This is a genomic window from Stenotrophomonas sp. X, assembly GCF_055721025.1.
This window is the reverse complement of sequence record NZ_CM146756.1, coordinates 3717461-3738133: the sequence shown is the minus strand read 5'-3', so window position 1 is coordinate 3738133 and position 20673 is coordinate 3717461. Positions and strand designations below refer to the sequence as shown.

Annotated in this window: 19 protein-coding genes; 13 read left to right on the top strand and 6 right to left on the bottom strand. The window is 65.7% G+C overall.

Translation table 11 applies throughout. The features are described 5' to 3' along the window. Nucleotides 1–52 precede the first annotated feature (52 nt). Complete coding sequence (locus ACZ75I_RS17165) at nucleotides 53–829, bottom strand: DUF481 domain-containing protein (RefSeq protein WP_049413237.1); 777 nt, start codon at nucleotides 827–829, stop codon at nucleotides 53–55. Between the two features lie 106 nt (nucleotides 830–935). Further along, entirely contained in the window at nucleotides 936–1538 is a 603-nt protein-coding gene (locus ACZ75I_RS17160; RefSeq protein WP_154351458.1) for a LolA-like protein, read from the bottom strand. Between the two features lie 80 nt (nucleotides 1539–1618). On the opposite strand from ACZ75I_RS17160, the gene ACZ75I_RS17155 reads away from it, so the two are divergent. Next, nucleotides 1619–2590: a helix-turn-helix transcriptional regulator gene (locus tag ACZ75I_RS17155; protein ID WP_061479894.1), complete on the top strand. Its 972-nt coding sequence runs from the start codon at nucleotides 1619–1621 to the stop codon at nucleotides 2588–2590. Nucleotides 2591–2616: 26 nt separating this feature from the next. Next, nucleotides 2617–3411 carry a MetQ/NlpA family ABC transporter substrate-binding protein gene (locus tag ACZ75I_RS17150; protein WP_049413241.1) on the top strand — a complete coding sequence of 265 codons (795 nt, stop codon included), beginning with the start codon at nucleotides 2617–2619 and terminating at the stop codon, nucleotides 3409–3411. A 176-nt stretch (nucleotides 3412–3587) separates the two neighbouring features. Here the strand turns inward: ACZ75I_RS17150 and glpK are convergent, their stop codons facing one another. The 3 genes from glpK to ACZ75I_RS17135 form a co-directional block, all read right to left on the bottom strand. Beyond that, nucleotides 3588–5087 (bottom strand): glycerol kinase GlpK, encoded by a 1500-nt coding sequence (glpK, locus tag ACZ75I_RS17145; protein WP_180871159.1) that lies wholly within the window; start codon nucleotides 5085–5087, stop codon nucleotides 3588–3590. Nucleotides 5088–5189: 102 nt separating this feature from the next. Further along, nucleotides 5190–6674 carry a glycerol-3-phosphate dehydrogenase gene (gene glpD, locus ACZ75I_RS17140; protein ID WP_180871157.1) on the bottom strand — a complete coding sequence of 495 codons (1485 nt, stop codon included), beginning with the start codon at nucleotides 6672–6674 and terminating at the stop codon, nucleotides 5190–5192. A 191-nt stretch (nucleotides 6675–6865) separates the two neighbouring features. After that, on the bottom strand, nucleotides 6866–7501 hold the full coding sequence (locus ACZ75I_RS17135; RefSeq protein ID WP_180871155.1) for an OmpW/AlkL family protein: 636 nt from the start codon (nucleotides 7499–7501) through the stop codon (nucleotides 6866–6868). 186 nt (nucleotides 7502–7687) lie between these two features. Between ACZ75I_RS17135 and ACZ75I_RS17130 the strand changes: the two genes are divergently transcribed. The 3 genes from ACZ75I_RS17130 to lpdA all read left to right on the top strand — a co-directional run bounded on the left by ACZ75I_RS17130 (nucleotide 7688) and on the right by lpdA (nucleotide 12007). Further along, the gene (locus ACZ75I_RS17130) at nucleotides 7688–8203 is read left to right on the top strand and encodes a DNA-deoxyinosine glycosylase (RefSeq protein WP_061479890.1); all 516 of its coding nucleotides are present in this window, start codon (nucleotides 7688–7690) and stop codon (nucleotides 8201–8203) included. A gap of 167 nt (nucleotides 8204–8370) precedes the next feature. Beyond that, the gene (aceF, locus tag ACZ75I_RS17125; RefSeq protein WP_180871152.1) at nucleotides 8371–10092 is read left to right on the top strand and encodes a dihydrolipoyllysine-residue acetyltransferase; all 1722 of its coding nucleotides are present in this window, start codon (nucleotides 8371–8373) and stop codon (nucleotides 10090–10092) included. A 106-nt stretch (nucleotides 10093–10198) separates the two neighbouring features. Beyond that, nucleotides 10199–12007 carry a dihydrolipoyl dehydrogenase gene (lpdA, locus tag ACZ75I_RS17120; RefSeq protein ID WP_154351455.1) on the top strand — a complete coding sequence of 603 codons (1809 nt, stop codon included), beginning with the start codon at nucleotides 10199–10201 and terminating at the stop codon, nucleotides 12005–12007. 642 nt (nucleotides 12008–12649) lie between these two features. On the opposite strand, the gene ACZ75I_RS17115 is transcribed toward lpdA, so the two are convergent. Then, on the bottom strand, nucleotides 12650–13468 hold the full coding sequence (locus tag ACZ75I_RS17115) for a hypothetical protein (RefSeq protein ID WP_472958371.1): 819 nt from the start codon (nucleotides 13466–13468) through the stop codon (nucleotides 12650–12652). Nucleotides 13469–13924: 456 nt separating this feature from the next. Between ACZ75I_RS17115 and ACZ75I_RS17110 the strand changes: the two genes are divergently transcribed. The 8 genes from ACZ75I_RS17110 (at nucleotide 13925) to atpD (ending at nucleotide 20605) form a co-directional block, all read left to right on the top strand. Beyond that, a complete protein-coding gene (locus ACZ75I_RS17110) occupies nucleotides 13925–14290 on the top strand; it encodes a hypothetical protein (protein ID WP_014648497.1) in 366 nt (121 codons plus the stop codon). A gap of 31 nt (nucleotides 14291–14321) precedes the next feature. After that, a complete protein-coding gene (atpB, locus tag ACZ75I_RS17105) occupies nucleotides 14322–15122 on the top strand; it encodes a F0F1 ATP synthase subunit A (RefSeq protein ID WP_010481316.1) in 801 nt (266 codons plus the stop codon). 73 nt (nucleotides 15123–15195) lie between these two features. Continuing rightward, entirely contained in the window at nucleotides 15196–15501 is a 306-nt protein-coding gene (atpE, locus tag ACZ75I_RS17100) for a F0F1 ATP synthase subunit C (RefSeq protein ID WP_005411133.1), read from the top strand. Nucleotides 15502–15607: 106 nt separating this feature from the next. After that, on the top strand, nucleotides 15608–16078 hold the full coding sequence (locus ACZ75I_RS17095) for a F0F1 ATP synthase subunit B (protein ID WP_005419512.1): 471 nt from the start codon (nucleotides 15608–15610) through the stop codon (nucleotides 16076–16078). Nucleotides 16079–16080: 2 nt separating this feature from the next. Continuing rightward, nucleotides 16081–16608, top strand: coding sequence for a F0F1 ATP synthase subunit delta (locus ACZ75I_RS17090; protein WP_005411131.1), 528 nt, complete (start codon nucleotides 16081–16083; stop codon nucleotides 16606–16608). Between the two features lie 44 nt (nucleotides 16609–16652). After that, a complete protein-coding gene (gene atpA / locus ACZ75I_RS17085; protein ID WP_005419511.1) occupies nucleotides 16653–18200 on the top strand; it encodes a F0F1 ATP synthase subunit alpha in 1548 nt (515 codons plus the stop codon). 97 nt (nucleotides 18201–18297) lie between these two features. Continuing rightward, entirely contained in the window at nucleotides 18298–19161 is an 864-nt protein-coding gene (gene atpG, locus ACZ75I_RS17080) for a F0F1 ATP synthase subunit gamma (RefSeq protein WP_005411129.1), read from the top strand. A 37-nt stretch (nucleotides 19162–19198) separates the two neighbouring features. After that, entirely contained in the window at nucleotides 19199–20605 is a 1407-nt protein-coding gene (atpD, locus tag ACZ75I_RS17075) for a F0F1 ATP synthase subunit beta (protein ID WP_005419510.1), read from the top strand. Nucleotides 20606–20673: the final 68 nt, after the last annotated feature.

The following is a 20673-nucleotide window of genomic DNA, read 5'->3' as shown; positions in this document are numbered from 1 at the left end:
GCATGGCTCGACTCTACAAAAACGAAACGGGCGCCCTGGGCGCCCGTTCTGCTTATTTGAACTTGTAGACCACGTTCATCGTGGTCAGCGTATCGGTCTTGCGCTTGTCGACAGCGACGTCGCTGTTGTAACGCGCCTGCCAGCCGGCCTTCAGCGCCAGGTGCTCGTTCATGCTCACCGAGACACCGAAGTCGTTCTGGCCGAAGGTGTTGTACGAACCGGACTCGACCAGCAGCGTGTTCACCAGGTCGGTGTTGTCGGTCAGCGAGTACTTCAGGTCGAACAGGCCACGGCCGATCATGCCGGTACGGGTGCGGTCATCCTCGGTGCTGTGGGTACGGCGCACGCCGGGGCCGATCTGCGCGTCGAACGAAAAGCGCTCGGTGTTCCACAGGCGGGTGCCGTAACCCAGACCGAACGAGCTCTGGCGGTCGTAGGTGGCGAAGTCGTCGCGCTCGGTACGCACCGTGGCTGTCAGCTGGCGGTGCTCGCCCAGCTGCAGCGCGCTGCCCGCACTGCCGGTGTAGCGGTTGGCGGTGGTGTTGCTGCGGCGGGTGGTGGTGCCGTCGTCATTGGTCTCGGTCACCTTGGAGCTGGAGCGCAGGCCGAACAGGTCCATGCTGTGCACCCAGTCGCCGTCGGTGTAGCGCAGGCGCAGGCGGCCGTTGAAGCTCTCGGTGCTGCTGTTGCCGCGTGCCGAGGCAAAGCCGAGCTCGCCGCCGCTGCCACTCCACGGCGAGGACATCGCCGCCAGTTCGGAGGCATCCTGCGCGTATGCGAGCGGCGCACACAGCAGCAGGGGGATCAGCAGGGACACGCGCAGGGACATCGAGGCTTCTCCGGAACGGTTAACAGCCGGTGATGATACTGGAAGCGTGATGGCGGTCCGAATCGATCCAAAGCGTGCTTCAGCGAACGTTGCCGCGATCGCCTATTCAGGGCAGATCGACACGCAATGCGGGGTCGTTGAAGCGCGAATAGCGCAGGCGCAGCTGGAAGCTGCGGCCATTGCTGCTGCCGCTGCGCACGATCTGGCGTGGCAGGCCCTGGGCATCCACCCAGTACTCCAGGCGTTCGCCGGGCTGGTTGCCGCGCAGCCGGTAGTGACGGGTCTCGACCCCGTCCAGCGCCTGGCTGCCGAGGTCTTCGGCCTTCAGGTCGGCGGGCAGGGCGTCGGCGGGCAGCGGGTTGCGCCACTGCTCGAGCAGGCCGGGCGGGGCCGGCACCTGGCGGATCGCACCGTCGGCCTGCAGGAACAGGGTGTCGCCGATGATGGTCTGCGGCCCGGCCGGGGTCTCCACCCGGAAACGGTCGGGTGCAACGAAGTCCATGGCGCTGCGTACCCGCTGCGGCGCGCCCAGCACCTCCAGTTCGGCGTGGAAGCTGCGCAGGGCGGCGAAACGCTGGCTGGCGCCCAGCACCGCCTGTGCCGGATCGGCGGCGGGTACCGGGGCCCCGGTGCCCGCCGGCGCCGGCGCGCGATCGCAGGCGGCCAGCAGCAGGCAGGCCAGCAGGGACAGGGCAGGCAACCGGCGCATCGGGCATTCCATGGGGTGGGGGCGACCACGATAGCCCAAACGTTCCACACAAGACCCGCGACTCGGACATAATCGGGGGTATGGACCGATACGAACGCATCACCGCCCTGCATCGTCTGCTCAAGTCCGCGCGCTATCCGGTGACGGTGGCGACCCTGCAGGACAAGCTCGGTTGTTCCCGTGCCACCGTCTATCGCGACCTGGCCTTCCTGCGCGATGCGCTGATGGCACCGATCGAGGGCGACGGCGAGGCCGGCTTCCGCTACCAGGCCGACGAGAGCGACCGCTTCGAGCTGCCCGGCCTGTGGCTCAGCTCGGAGGAGCTGCATGCCCTGCTGGCCTCGCAGCACCTGCTGGCGCGTACCGGCGGCGGCGTGCTGTCGTCGGTGCTGGCGCCGCTGCAGCAGCGCATCGAGAGCCTGCTGGCGGCGCAGGCCGGTGTTTCCAGTTGGCCGGTCGACCGCGTGCGGGTGATTCCGCACCGTGGCCGCAAGTTCGACGAAGGCAGCTTCCGCAGCGTGGCCTCGGCGGTGCTGGAGCGCCGCCAGCTGGCGTTCGAATACCGCGCCCGCTCCACCGACGAGCCGACCAAGCGCACCGTCTCGCCGCAGCGCCTGACCCATTATCGCGACAACTGGTACCTGGATGCCTGGGACCATGACCGCGAGGCGCTGCGCAGTTTCGCGGTGGACCGCATCCACAAGGCACGGGTAATCGACAATGCCGCCCGCGATGTCGCCGACAGCGAGCTGGACGAGCAGCTCGGCGCCAGCTATGGCATTTTTTCGGGTGCCCCGAAGGGCTGGGCGACCATCCTGTTCAGCGCCAAGGCTGCGCGCTGGGTGGCCGACGAGCACTGGCATTCCAAGCAGCAGGGTCGTTTCCTGGCCGATGGCCGCTACGAACTGAAGGTGCCGTACAGCGTCTCGCGAGAGTTGCTGATGGACGTGCTGCACTATGGTTCGGATGCCGAGATCATCGAGCCGATCATGCTGCGCGAGCAGGCCAAGGCGCTGCTTGAGCTGGCCCTGAGCAACTACGAAAAATCCTGACACTCCCCCCGAGAACCCCGTCCCCCATGAAGAAGACCCTGTTGCTGTCCCTGCTCGCCGCTGCGCTGGCCCTGACCGCCTGCGGCAAGTCCGGCGAGCCCTCGCAGAAGCTGGTGGTGGCCGCCACGGCCGTGCCGCATGCCGAGATCCTCGAGGTGGTCAAGCCGATCCTCAAGCAGGAAGGCGTGGACCTGGACGTGCGCGTATTCAACGACTACGTGCAGCCCAACGACCAGCTGGTGCAGAAGCAGGTGGACGCCAACTACTTCCAGACCGAGCCGTACCTGGATGCCTACAACCGCGACCGCAAGACCGACCTGGTGAAGGTGATCGGCGTGCACATCGAGCCGTTCGGTGCGTACTCGCGCAAGGTCAAGTCGCTGGCCGAGCTGCGCGACGGTGCCGACGTGGTGATCCCGAACGATCCGAGCAACAACAGCCGCGCGCTGATCCTGCTGCACAAGGCCGGCGTGATCGAACTGAAGGACCCGGCCAACGCGCTGTCGACCCAGCGTGACATCACCGCCAACCCGAAGAACCTGAAGTTCCGCGAGCTGGACTCGGCGATGCTGCCGCGCGTGCTGGACCAGGTCGATCTGGCCCTGATCAACACCAACTATGCGCTGGACGCCGGCCTCAACCCGACCAAGGATGCGCTGGCGATCGAGAGCAAGGATTCGCCGTACGTGAACTTCCTGGTCGCGCGCCCGGACAACAAGGACGACGCCCGTGTGCAGAAGCTGGCCAAGGCCCTGACCAGCCCGCAGGTGAAGGCCTTCATCGAGACCAAGTACAAGGGCGCGGTGCTGCCGGCGTTCTGATTGCGGCTGATCTGTTGATTTGAATGGTGGGTGTCGACCTTGGTCGACACTGCCTTCCCTGTAGAGCCGAGCCCATGCTCGGCTTTGCTTTTTTGCGGCGCCCCAACAACGGCAGCCGAGCATGGCTCGGCTCCACAGGGTCAACCCAGATGTCGCAGCAGGACGGGGGGGCGGTTTCAATCGACGTGGAAGGCGAGGGTAGCCGCCACGGCCTGCTGCCATCCCGCATACAGCTTCTCGCGCCGGGACACCTCCATCTGTGGCTCGAAGCGCCGGTCCAGGCCCCACTGTGCAGCGATCTGTTCGCGGCTGGACCAGAACCCGACGGCTAGGCCGGCCAGATAGGCCGCACCGAGCGCGGTGGTTTCGGTCAACCGCGGCCGCAGCAGCGGCACACCGAGGATGTCTGCCTGGAAGCCGGCCAGGAAGTCGTTGCCGATCGCACCGCCATCGGCGCGCAGCTCAGTCAGTGCGATAGCGGCATCGGACTGCATTGCATCGAGCACGTCGCGGGTCTGGTAGGCCATCGCTTCCAGCGCGGCGCGCACGAAGTGCGCCTTGCGCGTGCCACGGGTCAAGCCAAACATCGCACCGCGCACATCACTGCGCCAATAGGGCGCACCCAGGCCGACAAACGCCGGCACCAGATAGGCGCCGCCGCTGTCGGGCACCTGCGCGGCCAGTGCCTGGCTGTCGCTGGCGCGTTCGATCATGCGCAGTCCGTCGCGCAGCCACTGCACCACCGAGCCGGCGATGAAGATCGACCCTTCCAGCGCATACTCCACGCGCCCCTCCAGGCCCCAGGCAATGGTGGTCAGCAGGCCGTTGCGCGACCGCACCGCCTGCGCGCCGGTATGCATCAACATGAAGCAACCGGTGCCATAGGTGTTCTTGACCATGCCCGGCTGGAAACAGGCCTGGCCGAACAGTGCGGCCTGCTGGTCACCGGCGATGCCGGCGATCGGGATCGGGTGGTCGAAGAAGAACTGCGGCCGGGTGTGTGCGTACACCGCACTGGAGTCGCGCACCTGCGGCAGCATCGCGCGCGGGATGTCGAGCAGGGCCAGCAGATCGTCATCCCAGTCCAGCGTGTGGATGTTGAACAACAGCGTGCGCGCCGCGTTGCTGTAGTCGGTCACATGCGCCTGGCCACCGCTGAGGTTCCACACCAGCCAGCTGTCGACGGTGCCAAACAGCAGCTCGCCACGTTCGGCGCGCTGCTGCGCACCTTCCACGTGGTCAAGGATCCAGCGCACCTTGGTCGCAGAGAAATAGGCATCGATCAGCAGGCCGGTCCGCTCGCGGATCAGCGCTTCATGGCCTTCGGACTTCAGGCGTTCACAAATGGCGTGGCTCTGCCGCGATTGCCAGACGATGGCGTTGTGGATCGGCTGGCCGGTGGCACGGTCCCAGACCACGGTGGTTTCGCGCTGGTTGGTGATGCCCAGTGCGGCGATATGACGCGGGTCGATCTGCCCGCGGCTGAGCAGTTCGGTCAGCGTGGCATAGACGCTGGTAAGGATCTCGCGCGGGTCATGCTCGACCCAGCCGGGTTGCGGGAAGATCTGCGCGAACTCGCGCTGCGCGCTGCCGATGATGTTGCCGGCACGGTCGAACAGGATCGCGCGCGAACTGGTGGTGCCCTGGTCGATGGCCAGCACGTAGCGGGGCGTCATGCAGCGTCTCCGGTAGAACGGTCAGGGTAACTTACCTTTCTCTCTGTAGAGCCGAGCCATGCTCGGCTGCATTTGCACAACGCAGCCGAGCATGGCTCGGCTCTACAGAGTGGAGTGTTCGATCCACGCCTGCAGCCGTGTCACCTGCGCAGCGTCCAGCCGCAACCCCAGCTTGCTCCTTCGCCACAGCACGTCCTCGGCAGTGCGCGCCCACTCATGCTCGCGCAGAAAGGCCACTTCCCGGGCATGCAGACCGCCGCCAAACCCCTCGCCAAGATCGCGCAGGCCCCGTACCCCCTGCAGCAGTTCCGCACTGCGACTGCCATAGGCCCCGGCCCAGCGTCGCGCGATACCTGCGGGCAACCAGGGTGCCGATACCTGCAGATGCGCGCCCGCCTGCGCGGCGTCGCCCCAGTCGCTGCCTGGCAGCGGGTCTCCGTTTGCTGTCCACGCCGCTCCCATCTGCGGCAGGGCGGGCCGCAGCAGCTCCAGCGCTTCCTCGGCCAGCACCCGGTAGGTGGTCAGCTTGCCGCCCAGCACATGCAGTGCCGGTGCCGGGTCCACCTGCAGCTGCAGGCGGTAATCGCGGCTGAGTCTTGCCGCGCGCGGATCGGGATCAGCCAGCAGCGGACGGACGCCGGCGAACTGCCAGACCACATCTTCCGGCGCGATGGGTTCATGCAGGTAGCGATTGGCCGCTTCGCACAGGTACGCCACCTCTGAAGGCAGCACGCTGCAGCGCGCCGGGTCGCCGCGATAGTCGGTGTCGGTGGTGCCAACCAGCAGGTGGTCGTGGGCGAAGGGCAACAGGAACACCACGCGTCCATCGGGTTGCTGCAGCAGGCACGCGCTGTCATCGGGCCAGGGCCGGCGCAGGACGATGTGGCTGCCTTGTACCAGCCGCAGCGCGGGGCCGCCACTGCGTGCCTCCATCCGTTCCAGCAGGTCGCCGGCCCATGGCCCTGCCGCATTGGCGACGGCGCGCGCGGTCACCTGCTGCTGGCCATCGGCGGATTCCAGCACGGCCTGCCACCGGCCCTGCAAGGGCTGCAGGTCGATGCAGCGGCTGCGCACACGCACCTGTGCGCCCCGCTGCGCGGCATCCAGGGCGTTGAGCAGCACCAGTCGCGCGTCATCGACCTGCGCGTCGGCGTAGCTGAAGGCCTGCCGCAGATCCGGCGAGAGCCAGGGGCCGAGCGGATCGCGCTGAAGGTCCAGGGCGCGCGAGGCGGGAAATGCCGGGCTGCGACGGCCCAGGTGGTCATACAGCCACAGTCCCGCGCGTAGCATCCAGCGTGGGCGCAGATGGGGTTCCCACGGCAGCACAAAGCGCAATGGATGGACCAGATGGGGCGCCTGCCGGCGTACCACCTCGCGTTCGCCCAGCGCCTTGCGCACCAGCCCGAGCTCGCCCTGTTCCAGGTAGCGCAGGCCGCCGTGGATCAGCTTGCTGCTGGCGCTGGAGGTATGCGCGGCCAGGTCGTGCTGCTCGCACAGCAGCACGCGCAGGCCGCGGCCGCTGGCGTCACGGGCGATGCCGGCACCGTTGATGCCGCCACCGATCACCAGCAGGTCGACGTCGTCCATCGTGTCTCCGCGTCCTGTGTCTGTAGCCGAGCCCATGCTCGGCTGCTTTCCGGGTCAGCCGGGCAAGCTCGACTCTACAAAAAAGCAGCCGAGCGCGGGCTCGGCTCTACACGCGGAACGCCGGTGACGGAAACGACGACGGGCCCCGAAGGGCCCGTCGCGTTGCATCAGTGAAGCAGGTGCAGCCTGGATCAGAAGCGGGCGCCGATGCCGAAGCCGACGGTCCACGGATCCATCTTGGCTTCGCCGATCTTCTCGCCGCCAACCTTGATGTCCGGGCGGGCGCGCATGTAGCGGGCGTCAGCACGGGCGAACCAGGTGGAGTTGATGTTCATGTCGACGCCGACGGTGCCGATCACGCCCTTGGCATCCTTGAAGCGGATGTCGGTGTCAGCGCCGTTGCCCAGCTTCTCGTTGCTGAAGCTCGACTGGTAGTAGCCGACGCCCACGAACGGACGGAACACGTTGTCAGCCTGGCCGAAGTGGTACTGGCCGCTCAGCGCGACCGGCTGCTGCTCGACCGAGCCCAGGCGGGCGTTGTTCGGGCCCTTGAACTTGTTGTCGAACTTGTCAGCGGCGCCCCACAGTTCAACGGCCCAGTTGTCGTTGAAGTAGTAGCTGAAGCTGACGGTCGGCGCCGGGCCACCATCGGTCTTCTTCACGCCGGAGATCGGGTCGTTCTTCGGTTCCAGCAGCGAGATGCCGCCAACAACGGCAAAATGCTTGCCCGACGCGGTGTCGGTGCTGCTGCTGTCCTGGGCGAAAGCGGCCGGCGCGAAGGCGGCGGAGGTCAGCAGGGCGAGACTCAGGATACGGATGGAGCGCATGGGGGTATCTCCTAATGTTTCTTGTTTTGGGCCCCCGGTTGCGGGGCGAGCACACCGTAGTCGCCCCAACATGAATCGAATCCGACGCACGTTAAAAAATAGTTTTCCTTGTTCAGCGACGGGTACGGAACGCCTGTATCCATGGGGTTTTAGGCGCTCGGGGACATTCATGCAGTTGGAGGAGATGTGAGCACAGCAACGTTGTGCATCGGCCTGCAAGCGCAGGTGAACGTGGAGTGCCGGGTGCTGCTGCTGGGCTCGATGCCGGGCGTGGCGTCCCTGCAGGAGCAGCGCTATTACGCCCATCCGCGCAACCGCTTCTGGCCGCTGATGGCCGACATCTGTGGTTTCGAGGCGGATCTGGCCTACGCCGCGCGGCTGCAGGCATTGAATGCCGCGGGCATCGGTCTGTGGGATGTGATCGGTCGCTGCGAGCGCCGAGGCAGCCTGGATGCGGACATCGTGCGTGGCACGGAAGTGGCCAATGCACTGCCGGAACTGATCGCCACGTTGCCTGAGCTGACGCTGATCGGCTGCAATGGCGGTGCATCATGGCAGGCGTTCCAGCGCTGGGTGCTGCCGCAGCTGGAGGCCCCGCCACAGGTGGTTGCATTGCCCTCGACCAGCCCGGCCAATGCGGCGTGGTCGTTGCCGCGCCTGCGCCAGGCCTGGCAGCCGGTTGCAGACGCACTGGCGACATGAAGCGGACATCGTCCGGACAATACGCTACCGACTGGTCGCGGCCGGGACCCGTGGGCAACAGCCTGTCCCGGCTGCGTGCGTACTGAAAACACCTGTAACGGTTGGCGCTGGACCCCGCTGGCCGCACAATAGACGTTTCCCTACACCAGATTGCCGGAGTTATCCCCATGGCCGAAATCAAGGAAGCACTTGTCCCCGATATCGGTGACTACAGCGATATCCCGGTAATCGAGGTGCTTGTCGCCGTCGGCGACACGGTCAAGAAGGACCAGGGCCTGGTGACGCTGGAAAGCGACAAGGCGACCATGGAAGTGCCGTCCTCGGTGGCAGGCGTGGTCAAGGAACTGAAGGTCAAGGTGGGCGACAGCCTGTCCGAAGGCAAGGTCGTGGCGCTGATCGAAGTGGCCGAAGGCGAAGCCGCCGCGCCGGCCGCCGCCGCGCCCGCACCGTCCAAGTCCGCTGCCCCGGCTGCCGCCACCCAGAGCGCGCCGGCCCCGGCCGCTGCTGCGGCGGCCGCTCCGGCCACTCCGGCCACCAGCGGTGGCGCAGTGGAAGCGCTGGTGCCGGACATCGGCGACTACGCCGGCATCCCGGTCATCGAAGTGCTGGTCGCTGTCGGCGACACGGTCAAGAAGGACCAGGGCCTGGTCACGCTGGAAAGCGACAAGGCCACGATGGAGGTGCCGTCGTCTGTGGCCGGTGTGGTCAAGGAGATCAAGGTCAAGGTGGGCGACAACCTGTCGCAGGGCGACGTGGTTGCCATCATCGAGGCCGAAGGCGCTGCGGCGCCGGCCCCGAGCAAGGCCGCCGCTGCTGCTGCCCCGGCCGCCGCCGAAACCGCCACCAAGGTCGAGCCGGTCGCTGTGCCGGCGCAGCCGGACAAGCTGGCGGCGCGTGAGATCGCCTCGGCCGGCACCCCGTCCAGCCCGCCGGTACAGTTCAACGCCGATGGCGTGCTGCCGGCCAAGGTGCCGTACGCCACCCCGGCGGTGCGCGTGTTCGCCCGCGAGCTGGGCGTGGACCTGCTGCAGATCAACGGCACCGAGAAGGGCGGCCGCATCACCAAGGGTGACGTGCAGAAGTTCGTCAAGGCCGCGCTCAGCGGTGGTGTGCCGGCTGCCGGTGGTGCTGCCGTCGCTGCCGGCGGTGGCCTGAACCTGCTGCCGTGGCCGAAGGTCGACTTCAGCAAGTTCGGCGAGACCGAAGTCCAGCCGCTGTCGCGCATCAAGAAGATCTCCGGCGCGAACCTGGCCCGCAACTGGGCGATGATCCCGCACGTCACCCAGTTCGAACAGGCCGACATCACCGACCTGGAAGCCCTGCGCGTGGCGCTGAACAAGGAGAACGAGAAGGCCGGCATCAAGCTGACCATGCTCGCCTTCCTGATCAAGGCCAGCGCCGCGGCGCTGAAGAAGTTCCCGGAATTCAACGCCTCGCTCGACGCCAGCGGTGAAAACCTGACCCTGAAGAAGTACTTCCACATCGGCTTTGCCGCCGATACGCCGAACGGCCTGGTCGTGCCGGTCATCCGCGACGTGGACAAGAAGGGCGTGGTGCAGATCGCGCAGGAAACCGGCGAGCTGGCCAAGAAGGCGCGCGACGGCAAGCTGGGCCCGGCCGACATGAGCGGCGGCTGCTTCTCGATCAGCTCGCTGGGCGGCATTGGCGGCACCGCGTTCACTCCGATCGTCAATGCACCGGAAGTGGCCATCCTGGGCGTGTCCAAGTCCTCCATCCAGCCGGTCTGGAATGGCAAGGAGTTCGCGCCGAAGCTGATGCTGCCGCTGTCGCTGAGCTACGACCACCGCGTCATCGACGGCGCCCTGGCCGCACGCTTCACCACGTACCTGTCGCAGGTGCTGGCCGACATGCGCCGCGTGCTGCTGTAAGGCATCGCTTCGCCCCCACCGTGCGGCCGCTGCCCCTGGCGCGGCCGCGTGAACAGATGCAGTGACAGCCCGCCGGCCCTGCCGGCCGGGCACAAGGAAAACCACCATGGCCACGATTGAAGTCAAGGTTCCCGACATCGGCGATTACAGCGATGTGCCGGTGATCGAAGTGTTGGTCGCCGTCGGCGACACGGTGAAGAAGGACCAGGGCCTGGTGACCCTGGAGTCGGACAAGGCCACCCTGGAAGTGCCGTCCTCGGCGGCCGGCGTGGTCAAGGAGATCAAGGTCAAGCTGGGCGACACCTTGTCCGAAGGCGCCGTGGTCGTGGTGCTGGACGCTGAAGGCGCCGCCGATGCCCCGGCCAAGGCCGCTGCGCCGGCTCCGGCTGCGGCCGCTCCGGCCAGCAAGCCGCCGGTGACCCCCTCGCACCGCGCCCCGGCCGAGCCGGTGGCACCGAAGCCGGCGCTGTCCAGTGGCAAGCCGGCCGACATCGAATGCGAAATGGTCGTGCTGGGCTCCGGCCCGGGCGGCTACACCGCCGCCTTCCGCGCCGCCGACGTTGGCCTGGATACGGTGCTGGTCGAGCGCTACGCCAGCCTCGGCGGCGTCTGCCTCAACGTCGGTTGCATTCCGTCCAAGGCGCTGCTGCACGCCGCCGCGGTGATCGACGAAGTCGCCCACGCCGGCGATTTCGGCGTCGAGTTCGGCAAGCCGACCATCACCCTGGACAAGCTGCGCCAGTACAAGGAAAAGGTCGTCAACCAGCTGACCAAGGGCCTGGCCGGCATGGCCAAGCAGCGCAAGGTCCGCAACGTGCAGGGCGTCGGCAGGTTCATCTCGGCCAACGAACTGGAGATCACCGCCGCAGACGGCAGCACCCAGCTGCTGCGCTTCCAGAAGTGCATCATCGCCGCGGGTTCGCAGGCGGTGAAGCTGCCGAACTTCCCGTGGGACGACAAGCGCGTGATGGATTCCACCGACGCGCTGGAGCTGGCCGAAGTGCCGGGCTCGCTGCTGGTCGTCGGCGGCGGCATCATCGGCCTGGAAATGGCCACTGTGTACAGCGCACTGGGCAGCAAGGTCACCGTGGTCGAGTTCATGGACCAGCTGATGCCGGGCGCCGACAAGGACCTGGTCAAGCCGCTGGCCGACCGCCTGAAGAAGCAGGGCATCGAAGTGCACCTGAAGACCAAGGCCTCGGGCGTCACTGCCGATGCCAAGGGCATCACCGTGACCTTCGAGGCGGCCGAGGAAGGCCAGGCGCCGGCGCTGGCGCAGGGCACCTTCGACCGCGTGCTGGTGGCCGTGGGCCGCTCGCCGAACGGCAAGAAGATCGATGCCGAGAAGGCCGGCGTGCAGGTCACCGACCGTGGCTTCATCCCGGTCGATCGCCAGATGCGCACCAACGTGCCGCACATCTTTGCCATCGGCGACATCGTTGGCAACCCGATGCTGGCCCACAAGGCCACGCACGAGGGCAAGCTGGCGGCTGAAGTGGCCGCTGGCCACAAGAAGGAGTGGGTGGCGCGGGTGATTCCGTCGGTGGCCTACACCAACCCGGAAATCGCCTGGGTCGGCGTCACCGAGACCGAAGCCAAGGCCAAGGGCCTGAAGGTCGGCGTGGCCAAGTTCCCGTGGGCCGCCAGCGGCCGCGCGATCGGCATCGGTCGCACCGAGGGCTTCACCAAGCTGATCTTCGATGAGGAGACCCACCGCATCATCGGCGGCGCGATCGTCGGCGTGCATGCCGGTGACCTGCTGGCCGAGATCGGCCTGGCGATCGAGATGGGTGCCGAAGCCGAAGACATCGGCCACACCATCCATGCGCACCCGACACTGAGCGAATCGGTGGCAATGGCCTCGGAAATCTACGACGGCACGATCACCGATCTGTACATGCCGAAGAAGAAGTAAGGCGCCTGCGCCTTCACGAACGAAAAGCCCTGGCATCTGCCGGGGCTTTTTGTTTCTTCGTTCGACGCCGTTGCGAGCGTTCGGGCCGCTGCGCGGGTGGCAGGCATTTGGACAAATGTCCCCCGTCGCCCGCCTGCGGCGGTCGCCTCCTCCTTTACTTTGTCCAAATGCCTGCCACCCGCGCAGCGGCTCGGCTTGCGGAAAGTCGAGAGTCGGTGCTCAGGCCGCCTGGATGCATGACACGCGGAGGGAGCGGGGGCTGTGTGCGAAGTAAAGGAGGAGGCGTCGGCCTCAGGCCGGCGCCGGGGGACATTCGCACGCAGCCCCCGCTCCCTCCAGCGCTCGACCCAGCTTGCATCTGCGGCAACTGCCACCGCTCGCAGCGGCTCGGCTCGCTGAAAGTAGAGCCACTGCCACTGCAAAGGCCGCTCGGATGCCTGACACGCGGGGGGAGAGGGGCTTGTGTGCGAAGTAAAGGAGGAGGCGTCGGCCGTAGGCCGGCGCCGGGGGACATTCGCACGCAAGCCCCTCTCCCCCCGCGCTCGACCAACCCGCTTCTGCTTGACCGTGCAAACAAAAAAGCGCGGCCCCGATGTTCCGGAGGCCGCGCCAGGAGAGAGAATGCCGTGGAAGGGGCGGGTGTCAGAACACGAAGCTGACGCCGGCCACCGGGCCCTTGAATTCCTGCTTCAGGCCGATGGTGCCGTCGCTGCCCTTCTTGTCCGCATCGAGCTTGAACCAGTCGTAGCCGGCGAACACACCGAAGTTCTTGGTGAAGCGGTAATCGACGATGGCGTTGGCGCGGCTCAGATCGCCCTTGTAGTCATCGAAGCTGCCCCAGCGCGTGTTGAGGTACTGGCCCTGCAGGGTGATCATCCACTTCTCGGACGGGGTGAAGCTCAATCGCGCACCGACCACCGGCGCCACGCCGTCGGTCTTCTCGTTGAGGAACTGGCCTTCGTACACGGTGCCCAGATCGGCGTAGGCCTTGGTGCTGACCTTGGCGTACTCGGCACCCAGCTGCAGGCCCAGGTCGAACGTATCGGTGTCCACCACCGAGTAGTCATAGACCAGGCTGGCCACCTGGTACTTCAGTTCGCCCTTGACGAAGCTGCCGGACGGCACGTTGACGTCACCGAAGGAGATGTCCTGGCCGAGGGTCTCGCGGCGGTCCTTGTCGTACTTGAAATAGTTGAACAGCAGGCGCTGGCGGTTGCTGATGCGGAACATGCCGTCAATGCGCGGCTCCCACTCCTTGCCACCCAGCTTGAAGTCCTCGGAGAAGCCGATGTCCTGCCCGGCGACATTGGTCTTGCCGCGGAGCGTGTTGTCCGAGTCGATGTTCATCGCACCCAGGCGCAGGGCAAAGCGGTCGTCGCCTTCGGCGGCGTGGGCGACGTGGGCGAACGAGGCGCCGGCGGCGAGCAGGGAGAGAGCGAGCAGGGTGGGTACGGGGCGCATCGAAGAGTCCTTGCAGTGGTTCATCAGAATGAAGACCACTGTGCCGGACAGGCCCGTCCACCATCCGTGAACGTATGGTCCACGCCATGTGCACGGTTCAGTGCTGTCGCGACGATGCAAAAAGATGGCCCCGGAGACGGGCTTCGGGGCCATCGTGGGACCTGCGGGGTGGAGCCGACGAGGATGCTGCAGGCAGGTCGAAAGATCGGACCTGCGCATCCGGCGAAAGTTCCTCGCCTTCGACCAAAGTTCAATACTGCGGTGCAGCATCATGCGGACGTCATTGTCCCCCGGGTGGTACGCAAAAATGTAACCGTTACCGCAACTTGCGGCTTCCCGGGATGAACAGGCAGCGGTTGTCTCGCAAATTGTCCCATTGCTATAATTTGGCGGCTCGATGAGGCCCCCCTGCTGTAGCCGCCTCAGCCTTCCACTTGCAACCACGCGGGACGTCCTGTGCTGAACTCCGTTGACGCGGGTCGGCGACTGATGCTGCGCGCCGCGGTCTACCCGCTGGCCGCGGTCGCTGTCCTGGCCCTGGCCTTCCTGCTGGTCGGTCCGAAATACGCCCTCGGCGCGCTGGCGTCCGGTGTGGCCATTTCGGCCGGTGGCTGGGTGGCGGCAAGGATGGCGCTGGGGGGCGGTGCGGTGGCCGCAGGATCGGCGATGGCTCGCCTGATCATTGCGATCGTGGCCAAGTGGGTCGTGGTTTTCGGCGTCCTGCTGGTGGGGTTCCTGGTCTTCAAGCTGCCTGCATTGGCGCTGTTGGCCGGTATCGCCGTCGGCTTGATGTTCCAGGTCCTGGCCATGGCCAGGCGTTGACAGAATTCAATTAACTGAAGGTTCCGGACACATGGCGGGCGAGGCTCTAACCCCTACCAGCTACATCCAGCATCACCTGCACAACCTGACCGCGCCGGTCGGCAAGGGTGAGGGTATGTTCTGGCATATCCACGTCGATACCTTCCTCACTGCGGTCCTGATGGGCCTGGTGATCGTTGTCGCGTTCTGGCTGGGCACCCGCAAGGCCACCGCCGGCGTGCCGGGCAAGTGGCAGGCCTTCGTCGAGATCTGCCTGGAGTTCGTCGACCGCCAGGCCAAGGACACCTACCACGGCAAGAGCAAGCTGGTCACGCCGATCGCCATCACCATCTTCTTCTGGATTCTGCTGATGAATCTGCTGAAGATGATCCCGGCCGATTTCATCGCCAAGCCGCTGGAATGGGTGGGCGTGCACTACTGGAAGCCGGTGCCGACCGCTGACGTCAATGCCACCCTGGGCATGGCCATCAGCGTGTTCTTCCTGATGCTGTTCTTCGCGCTCAAGTCCAAGGGCCTGGGCGGTTTCATCAAAGAATTCCTGACGGCGCCGTTCGGCAAGTGGATGATGCCGTTCAACCTGATCCTCAACATCGTCGAGTGGCTGAGCAAGCCGATCTCGCTGGCGATGCGACTGTTCGGCAACATGTTCGGCGGCGAAATCGTGTTCCTGCTGATCTGGGTGCTGGGTGGTGCCGGTTTCTTCGGTGCCATTGCCGGTGGTGTGTTCGGCCTCGGCTGGATGCTGTTCCACCTGCTGGTGATCCCGCTGCAGGCCTTCATCTTCATGATGCTGTCGATCGTGTACCTGAGCCTGTCGGAAGACGCTCACTGAGTTTCAAGCTTCAACGCGTTTCAACCTTCATCCGTTTCATCACCCTTAGCAACTTAAGTTCCTGGAGATAACCATGTACTTCGCCGTCCTGACCAACTTCGCGCAGATTCAGAGCTCCACCGCCCTTGCCGTCGGCATCATGATCGGCCTGGCCGCGCTGGGCGCCGGTCTGGGTCTGGCCATCATGGCTGGTAAGTTCCTGGAGTCGGCCGCCCGCCAGCCGGAACTGATCCCGGTCCTGCAGGTCCGCATGTTCATCACCGCCGGCCTGATCGACGCCGCGTTCATCATCTCGGTCGCCGTTGGCCTGCTGCTGGCCTTCGCCAACCCGCTGTCGGCTGCCTTCGCTGGCGCCGTCACCAAGGCTCTGGCCGGCTGATACAGCGGTTTGAGACGACCGGGTGCTGATGCACCCGGTTTCGGATGAAGGCCGGATGTGCCGCTTCGGCGGCGCGTCCACCCCGAAACCAGCGATCGAGCTAACCATGAATATCAATTTCACCCTTCTTGCGCAGGCGCTGGCCTTCGCTGGTCTGATCTGGATCATCGCGACCAAGATCTGGCCGCCGCTGATGAACGCGATCGAAGAGCGCCAGCAGAAGATTGCTGAAGGCCTCGCTGCTGCCGACCGCAGCCAGAAAGATCTGGCCCAGGCGCAGGAGAAGGTCAACGAAGCGCTGAAGGAAGCCCGCACCAAGGCCAACGAGATCATCGATCAGGCCCATGCGCGTGCCAACCAGATCGTTGATGCTGCCCGCAACGAAGCGATCACCGAAGCCACCCGTCAGAAGGAACTGGCCCAGGCTGAAATCGACGCCGCCGCCAACCGTGCCCGTGAAGATCTGCGCAAGCAGGTGTCCGCGCTGGCCGTGACCGGTGCCGAAAAGCTGCTCAAGCGCGAAATCGACGCCAACGCCCACAAGGCGCTGCTCGACGAGCTGGCCTCGGAGATCTAAGGATGAGCCAGGCCCTCACGCTTGCCCGCCCGTACGCCCGCGCCGCGTTCGCGACCGCGCGCGACGAAGGCGCGTTCGCGCCGTGGTCGGACGCCCTGGCGTTCTCCGCCCACGTCGCCGCCGATCCGCGCGTGGCGGCCCTGCTCGCCAACCCGGAGCTGGGTCGTGACGACGCCGTCGCCCTGCTGGCGCCGGTGTCCCACGGCGAGACCTACTCGCGCTTCCTGGCCATCCTGGCCGAATCGCATCGCCTGCCGCTGCTGCCGGAAATCTCCGGCATGTTCGACGCCCTGCGCGCCGAAGCCGAGCACGTGGTCAAGGCCACCGTCACCTCGGCTGCCGAACTGTCGGCCGGTGAACTGGACGCGATCAAGGTCGCGCTGCGCAAGCGCTTCAACCGCGAGGTCGACGTGACCACCGCGGTCGATGCCTCGCTGATCGGCGGCGCCGTGATCGACGCCGGCGACGTGGTCATCGATGGTTCGCTGAAGGGCAAGCTGGCCCGTCTGCAGACCGCGCTCGCTAACTGAATTCATTTAACGTCCGGCCCCGCTGCCGGCACTAGGACTTGACGATGGCAACCACGCTCAACCCCTCCGAAATCAGCGAACTGATCAAGAACCGCATCGAGAAGGTCAAGCTGGCCGCGGAATCGCGCAACGAAGGCACCGTGACCAGCGTGTCCGACGGCATCGTGCGCATCTTCGGTCTGGCCGACGTGATGCAGGGCGAAATGATCGAACTGCCGAACAACACCTTCGCACTGGCCCTGAACCTGGAGCGCGACTCGGTCGGCGCCGTGGTCCTGGGTGACTACGAGCACCTGCGCGAAGGCGATGTCGCCAAGACCACCGGCCGCATCCTGGAAGTGCCGGTCGGTCCGGAACTGCTGGGTCGCGTCGTGAACGCGCTGGGCGAGCCGATCGACGGCAAGGGCCCGCTGGGCACCGACCTGACCGCTCCGGTGGAGCGCGTTGCTCCGGGCGTGATCTGGCGCAAGTCGGTCGACCAGCCGGTGCAGACCGGTTACAAGTCGGTCGACTCGATGATCCCGATCGGCCGTGGCCAGCGCGAGCTGATCATCGGTGACCGCCAGACCGGCAAGACCGCCATGGCGATCGATGCGGTGATCAACCAGAAGGGCACCGGCATCAAGTGCGTGTACGTTGCGATCGGCCAGAAGGCTTCGACCATCGCCAACATCGTGCGCAAGCTGGAAGAGAACGGCGCGCTGGCCCACACCATCGTGGTGGCCGCGACCGCTTCCGAATCGGCTGCCATGCAGTACATCAGCGCCTACTCGGGCTGCACCATGGGTGAGTACTTCATGGACCGCGGCGAAGACGCGCTGATCGTGTACGACGATCTGTCCAAGCAGGCTGTCGCCTACCGCCAGATCTCGCTGCTGCTGAAGCGCCCGCCGGGCCGCGAAGCCTACCCGGGTGACGTGTTCTACCTGCACTCGCGCCTGCTGGAACGCGCTGCCCGCGTGTCCGAGGAATATGTCGAGAAGTTCACCGAAGGCAAGGTCACCGGCAAGACCGGTTCGCTGACCGCGCTGCCGATCATCGAAACCCAGGCCGGCGACGTGTCCGCGTTCGTTCCGACCAACGTGATCTCGATCACCGACGGCCAGATCTTCCTGGAAACCGACCTGTTCAACGCCGGCATCCGCCCGGCCGTGAACGCCGGTATCTCGGTGTCGCGCGTCGGTGGCTCGGCCCAGACCAAGATCATCAAGAAGCTGTCGGGCGGCATCCGTATCTCGCTGGCCCAGTACCGTGAACTGGCTGCCTTCGCGCAGTTCGCCTCGGACCTGGACGAAGCGACCCGCAAGCAGCTGGAGCGTGGCCAGCGCGTCACCGAGCTGATGAAGCAGAAGCAGTACGCGCCGATGTCGATCGCCAACCAGGCGCTGTCGATCTACGCCGTCAACGAGGGTTACCTCGACGACGTGCCGGTCAACAAGCTGCTGGCGTTCGAAGAAGGCCTGCACGCCCACTTCGCCAATACCCAGGGCGAGCTGATCAGCAAGGTCAACGCTACCGGCGGTTGGGACAACGACATCGAAGGTGCCTTCAAGAAGGGCATCGCCGAGTTCAAGACCACCGGCAGCTGGTAATCGCGGTCCTGTAGAGCGGAGCCACCGGCTCCGCTGGACCAGATGACAAACGGTTGAACAACGCGGGGCATCAGCCCCGCGCCACGGGAAACAAGAGATGGCAAGCGGACGCGAAATCAAAACCAAGATCAAGAGCGTGCAGAACACCCGCAAGGTGACGCGCGCCCTGGAAATGGTCTCGGCCTCCAAGATCCGCAAGGCGCAGGATCGGATGAAGACCTCGCGTCCGTACGCGCAGGCGATGAAGCAGGTGATCGGTCACCTGGCCCAGGCCAGCACCGACTACCAGCATCCGTTCCTGGTCGAGCGTGAGCAGGTAAAGCGGGTCGGTTTCATCGTGATCTCCTCCGATCGCGGTCTGGCCGGCGGCCTGAACAACAACCTGTTCCGCAAGATGCTGGGCGAAGCCAAGGCATGGCAGGACAAGGGTGCCGAAGTGGACCTGGTGACCATCGGCCAGAAGGCATCGACCTTCTTCCGCCGCGTGAAGGTCAACATGGTCGGCAGCGTGACCCACATCGGCGACGTGCCGAAGCTGGAATCGCTGATCGGTGTGATCAAGGTCATGCTCGACGCCTTCACCGAAGGCAAGATCGACCGCGTGTACCTGGTCTACAACCGCTTCGTGAACACCATGGTGCAGAAGGCCAGCTTCGATCAGCTGCTGCCGCTGCCGCCGGCCGAGAAGCAGGTCGCTCACCACGACTGGGACTACCTGTACGAACCCGATGCCGCGACCGTGCTGGAGCACGTGATGACGCGTTACATCGAGTCGCTGGTGTACCAGGCACTGCTGGAAAACGTCGCCTCCGAGCATGCCGCACGCATGGTTGCGATGAAGGCGGCGAGCGACAACGCCAACAAGCTGATCGGCACCCTGCAGCTCGTCTACAACAAGGCGCGCCAGGCAGCGATCACCCAGGAAATCTCCGAAATCGTCGGCGGCGCGGCAGCAGTCTGACCGCGTTCGTTCAAAGCACACATTAGAGGATGCAGCAATGAGTCAGGGCAAGATCGTTCAGATCATCGGCGCGGTCGTCGACGTCGAATTCCCGCGTGAATCGGTGCCGAAGGTGTACGACGCACTGAAGGTCGAAAACACCGAGATCACCCTCGAAGTCCAGCAGCAGCTGGGCGACGGCGTGGTGCGTACCATCGCCCTCGGTTCCACCGACGGCCTGAAGCGCAACCTGGTTGCCGTCAACACCGGCCGCGGCATTTCGGTGCCGGTCGGCGCCGGCACCCTGGGCCGCATCATGGACGTGCTGGGCCGTCCGATCGACGAAGCCGGCCCGGTCGCTGCCAGCGACAACTGGGAAATCCACCGCGCTGCGCCGTCGTATGAAGACCAGTCCCCGGCCACCGAGCTGCTGGAAACCGGCATCAAGGTCATCGACCTGATGTGCCCGTTCGCCAAGGGCGGCAAGGTCGGCCTGTTCGGCGGCGCCGGCGTCGGCAAGACCGTCAACATGATGGAGCTGATCAACAACATCGCCAAGGCGCACAGCGGCCTGTCCGTGTTCGCCGGCGTGGGCGAGCGTACCCGTGAGGGCAACGACTTCTACCACGAAATGAAGGACTCCAACGTCCTGGACAAGGTGGCGATGGTGTACGGCCAGATGAACGAGCCGCCGGGCAACCGCCTGCGCGTCGCGCTGACCGGCCTGACCATGGCCGAGTACTTCCGCGACGAGAAGGACGAAAACGGCAAGGGCAAGGACGTCCTGTTGTTCGTCGACAACATCTACCGCTACACCCTGGCCGGTACCGAAGTGTCGGCACTGCTGGGCCGTATGCCGTCCGCGGTGGGTTACCAGCCGACCCTGGCCGAGGAAATGGGCGTCCTGCAGGAGCGCATCACCTCGACCAAGAACGGCTCGATCACCTCGATCCAGGCCGTCTACGTTCCCGCGGACGACCTGACCGACCCGTCGCCGGCGACCACCTTCGCCCACCTGGACTCGACCGTCACCCTGTCGCGTTCGATCGCCTCGCTGGGTATCTACCCGGCCGTCGATCCGCTGGATTCCACCAGCCGCCAGATGGATCCGCTGGTGATCGGCCACGAGCACTACGACACCGCCCAGCGCGTCCAGCAGACCCTGCAGAAGTACAAGGAACTGAAGGACATCATCGCGATCCTGGGCATGGACGAACTGTCCGAAGAGGACAAGCAGGCCGTGTCGCGCGCCCGCAAGATCGAGCGCTTCTTCAGCCAGCCGTTCCACGTGGCCGAAGTGTTCACCGGTTCGCCGGGCAAGTACGTGCCGCTGAAGGACACCATCCGTGGCTTCAAGGCCATCGTCGATGGCGAGTACGACCACCTGCCGGAGCAGGCGTTCTACATGGTCGGCGGCATCGAAGAAGCGGTCGAGAAGGCCAAGAAGATGGCCGAGAAGGCCTGATCCGGGACGGGCAGGAGCGATCCTGGCCGACCTGACGCCGGCGCCGGGCAACCGCCCGCGCCGGTGGA

What these genes read in the sequence shown, in the direction of transcription:
- atpB (WP_010481316.1), top strand. Translation starts at nt 14,322, where the DNA reads ATGGCGGGCGAGGCTCTAACCCCTACCAGCTACATCCAGCATCACCTG.
- atpG (WP_005411129.1), top strand. Translation starts at nt 18,298, where the DNA reads ATGGCAAGCGGACGCGAAATCAAAACCAAGATCAAGAGCGTGCAGAAC.
- glpD (WP_180871157.1), bottom strand. Translation starts at nt 6,674, where the DNA reads ATGGACGACGTCGACCTGCTGGTGATCGGTGGCGGCATCAACGGTGCC.
- ACZ75I_RS17135 (WP_180871155.1), bottom strand. Translation starts at nt 7,501, where the DNA reads ATGCGCTCCATCCGTATCCTGAGTCTCGCCCTGCTGACCTCCGCCGCC.
- atpD (WP_005419510.1), top strand. Translation starts at nt 19,199, where the DNA reads ATGAGTCAGGGCAAGATCGTTCAGATCATCGGCGCGGTCGTCGACGTC.
- ACZ75I_RS17165 (WP_049413237.1), bottom strand. Translation starts at nt 829, where the DNA reads ATGTCCCTGCGCGTGTCCCTGCTGATCCCCCTGCTGCTGTGTGCGCCG.
- ACZ75I_RS17095 (WP_005419512.1), top strand. Translation starts at nt 15,608, where the DNA reads ATGAATATCAATTTCACCCTTCTTGCGCAGGCGCTGGCCTTCGCTGGT.
- atpE (WP_005411133.1), top strand. Translation starts at nt 15,196, where the DNA reads ATGTACTTCGCCGTCCTGACCAACTTCGCGCAGATTCAGAGCTCCACC.
- ACZ75I_RS17150 (WP_049413241.1), top strand. Translation starts at nt 2,617, where the DNA reads ATGAAGAAGACCCTGTTGCTGTCCCTGCTCGCCGCTGCGCTGGCCCTG.
- ACZ75I_RS17160 (WP_154351458.1), bottom strand. Translation starts at nt 1,538, where the DNA reads ATGCGCCGGTTGCCTGCCCTGTCCCTGCTGGCCTGCCTGCTGCTGGCC.
- glpK (WP_180871159.1), bottom strand. Translation starts at nt 5,087, where the DNA reads ATGACGCCCCGCTACGTGCTGGCCATCGACCAGGGCACCACCAGTTCG.
- ACZ75I_RS17090 (WP_005411131.1), top strand. Translation starts at nt 16,081, where the DNA reads ATGAGCCAGGCCCTCACGCTTGCCCGCCCGTACGCCCGCGCCGCGTTC.
- ACZ75I_RS17115 (WP_472958371.1), bottom strand. Translation starts at nt 13,468, where the DNA reads ATGCGCCCCGTACCCACCCTGCTCGCTCTCTCCCTGCTCGCCGCCGGC.
- atpA (WP_005419511.1), top strand. Translation starts at nt 16,653, where the DNA reads ATGGCAACCACGCTCAACCCCTCCGAAATCAGCGAACTGATCAAGAAC.
- aceF (WP_180871152.1), top strand. Translation starts at nt 8,371, where the DNA reads ATGGCCGAAATCAAGGAAGCACTTGTCCCCGATATCGGTGACTACAGC.
- ACZ75I_RS17155 (WP_061479894.1), top strand. Translation starts at nt 1,619, where the DNA reads ATGGACCGATACGAACGCATCACCGCCCTGCATCGTCTGCTCAAGTCC.
- lpdA (WP_154351455.1), top strand. Translation starts at nt 10,199, where the DNA reads ATGGCCACGATTGAAGTCAAGGTTCCCGACATCGGCGATTACAGCGAT.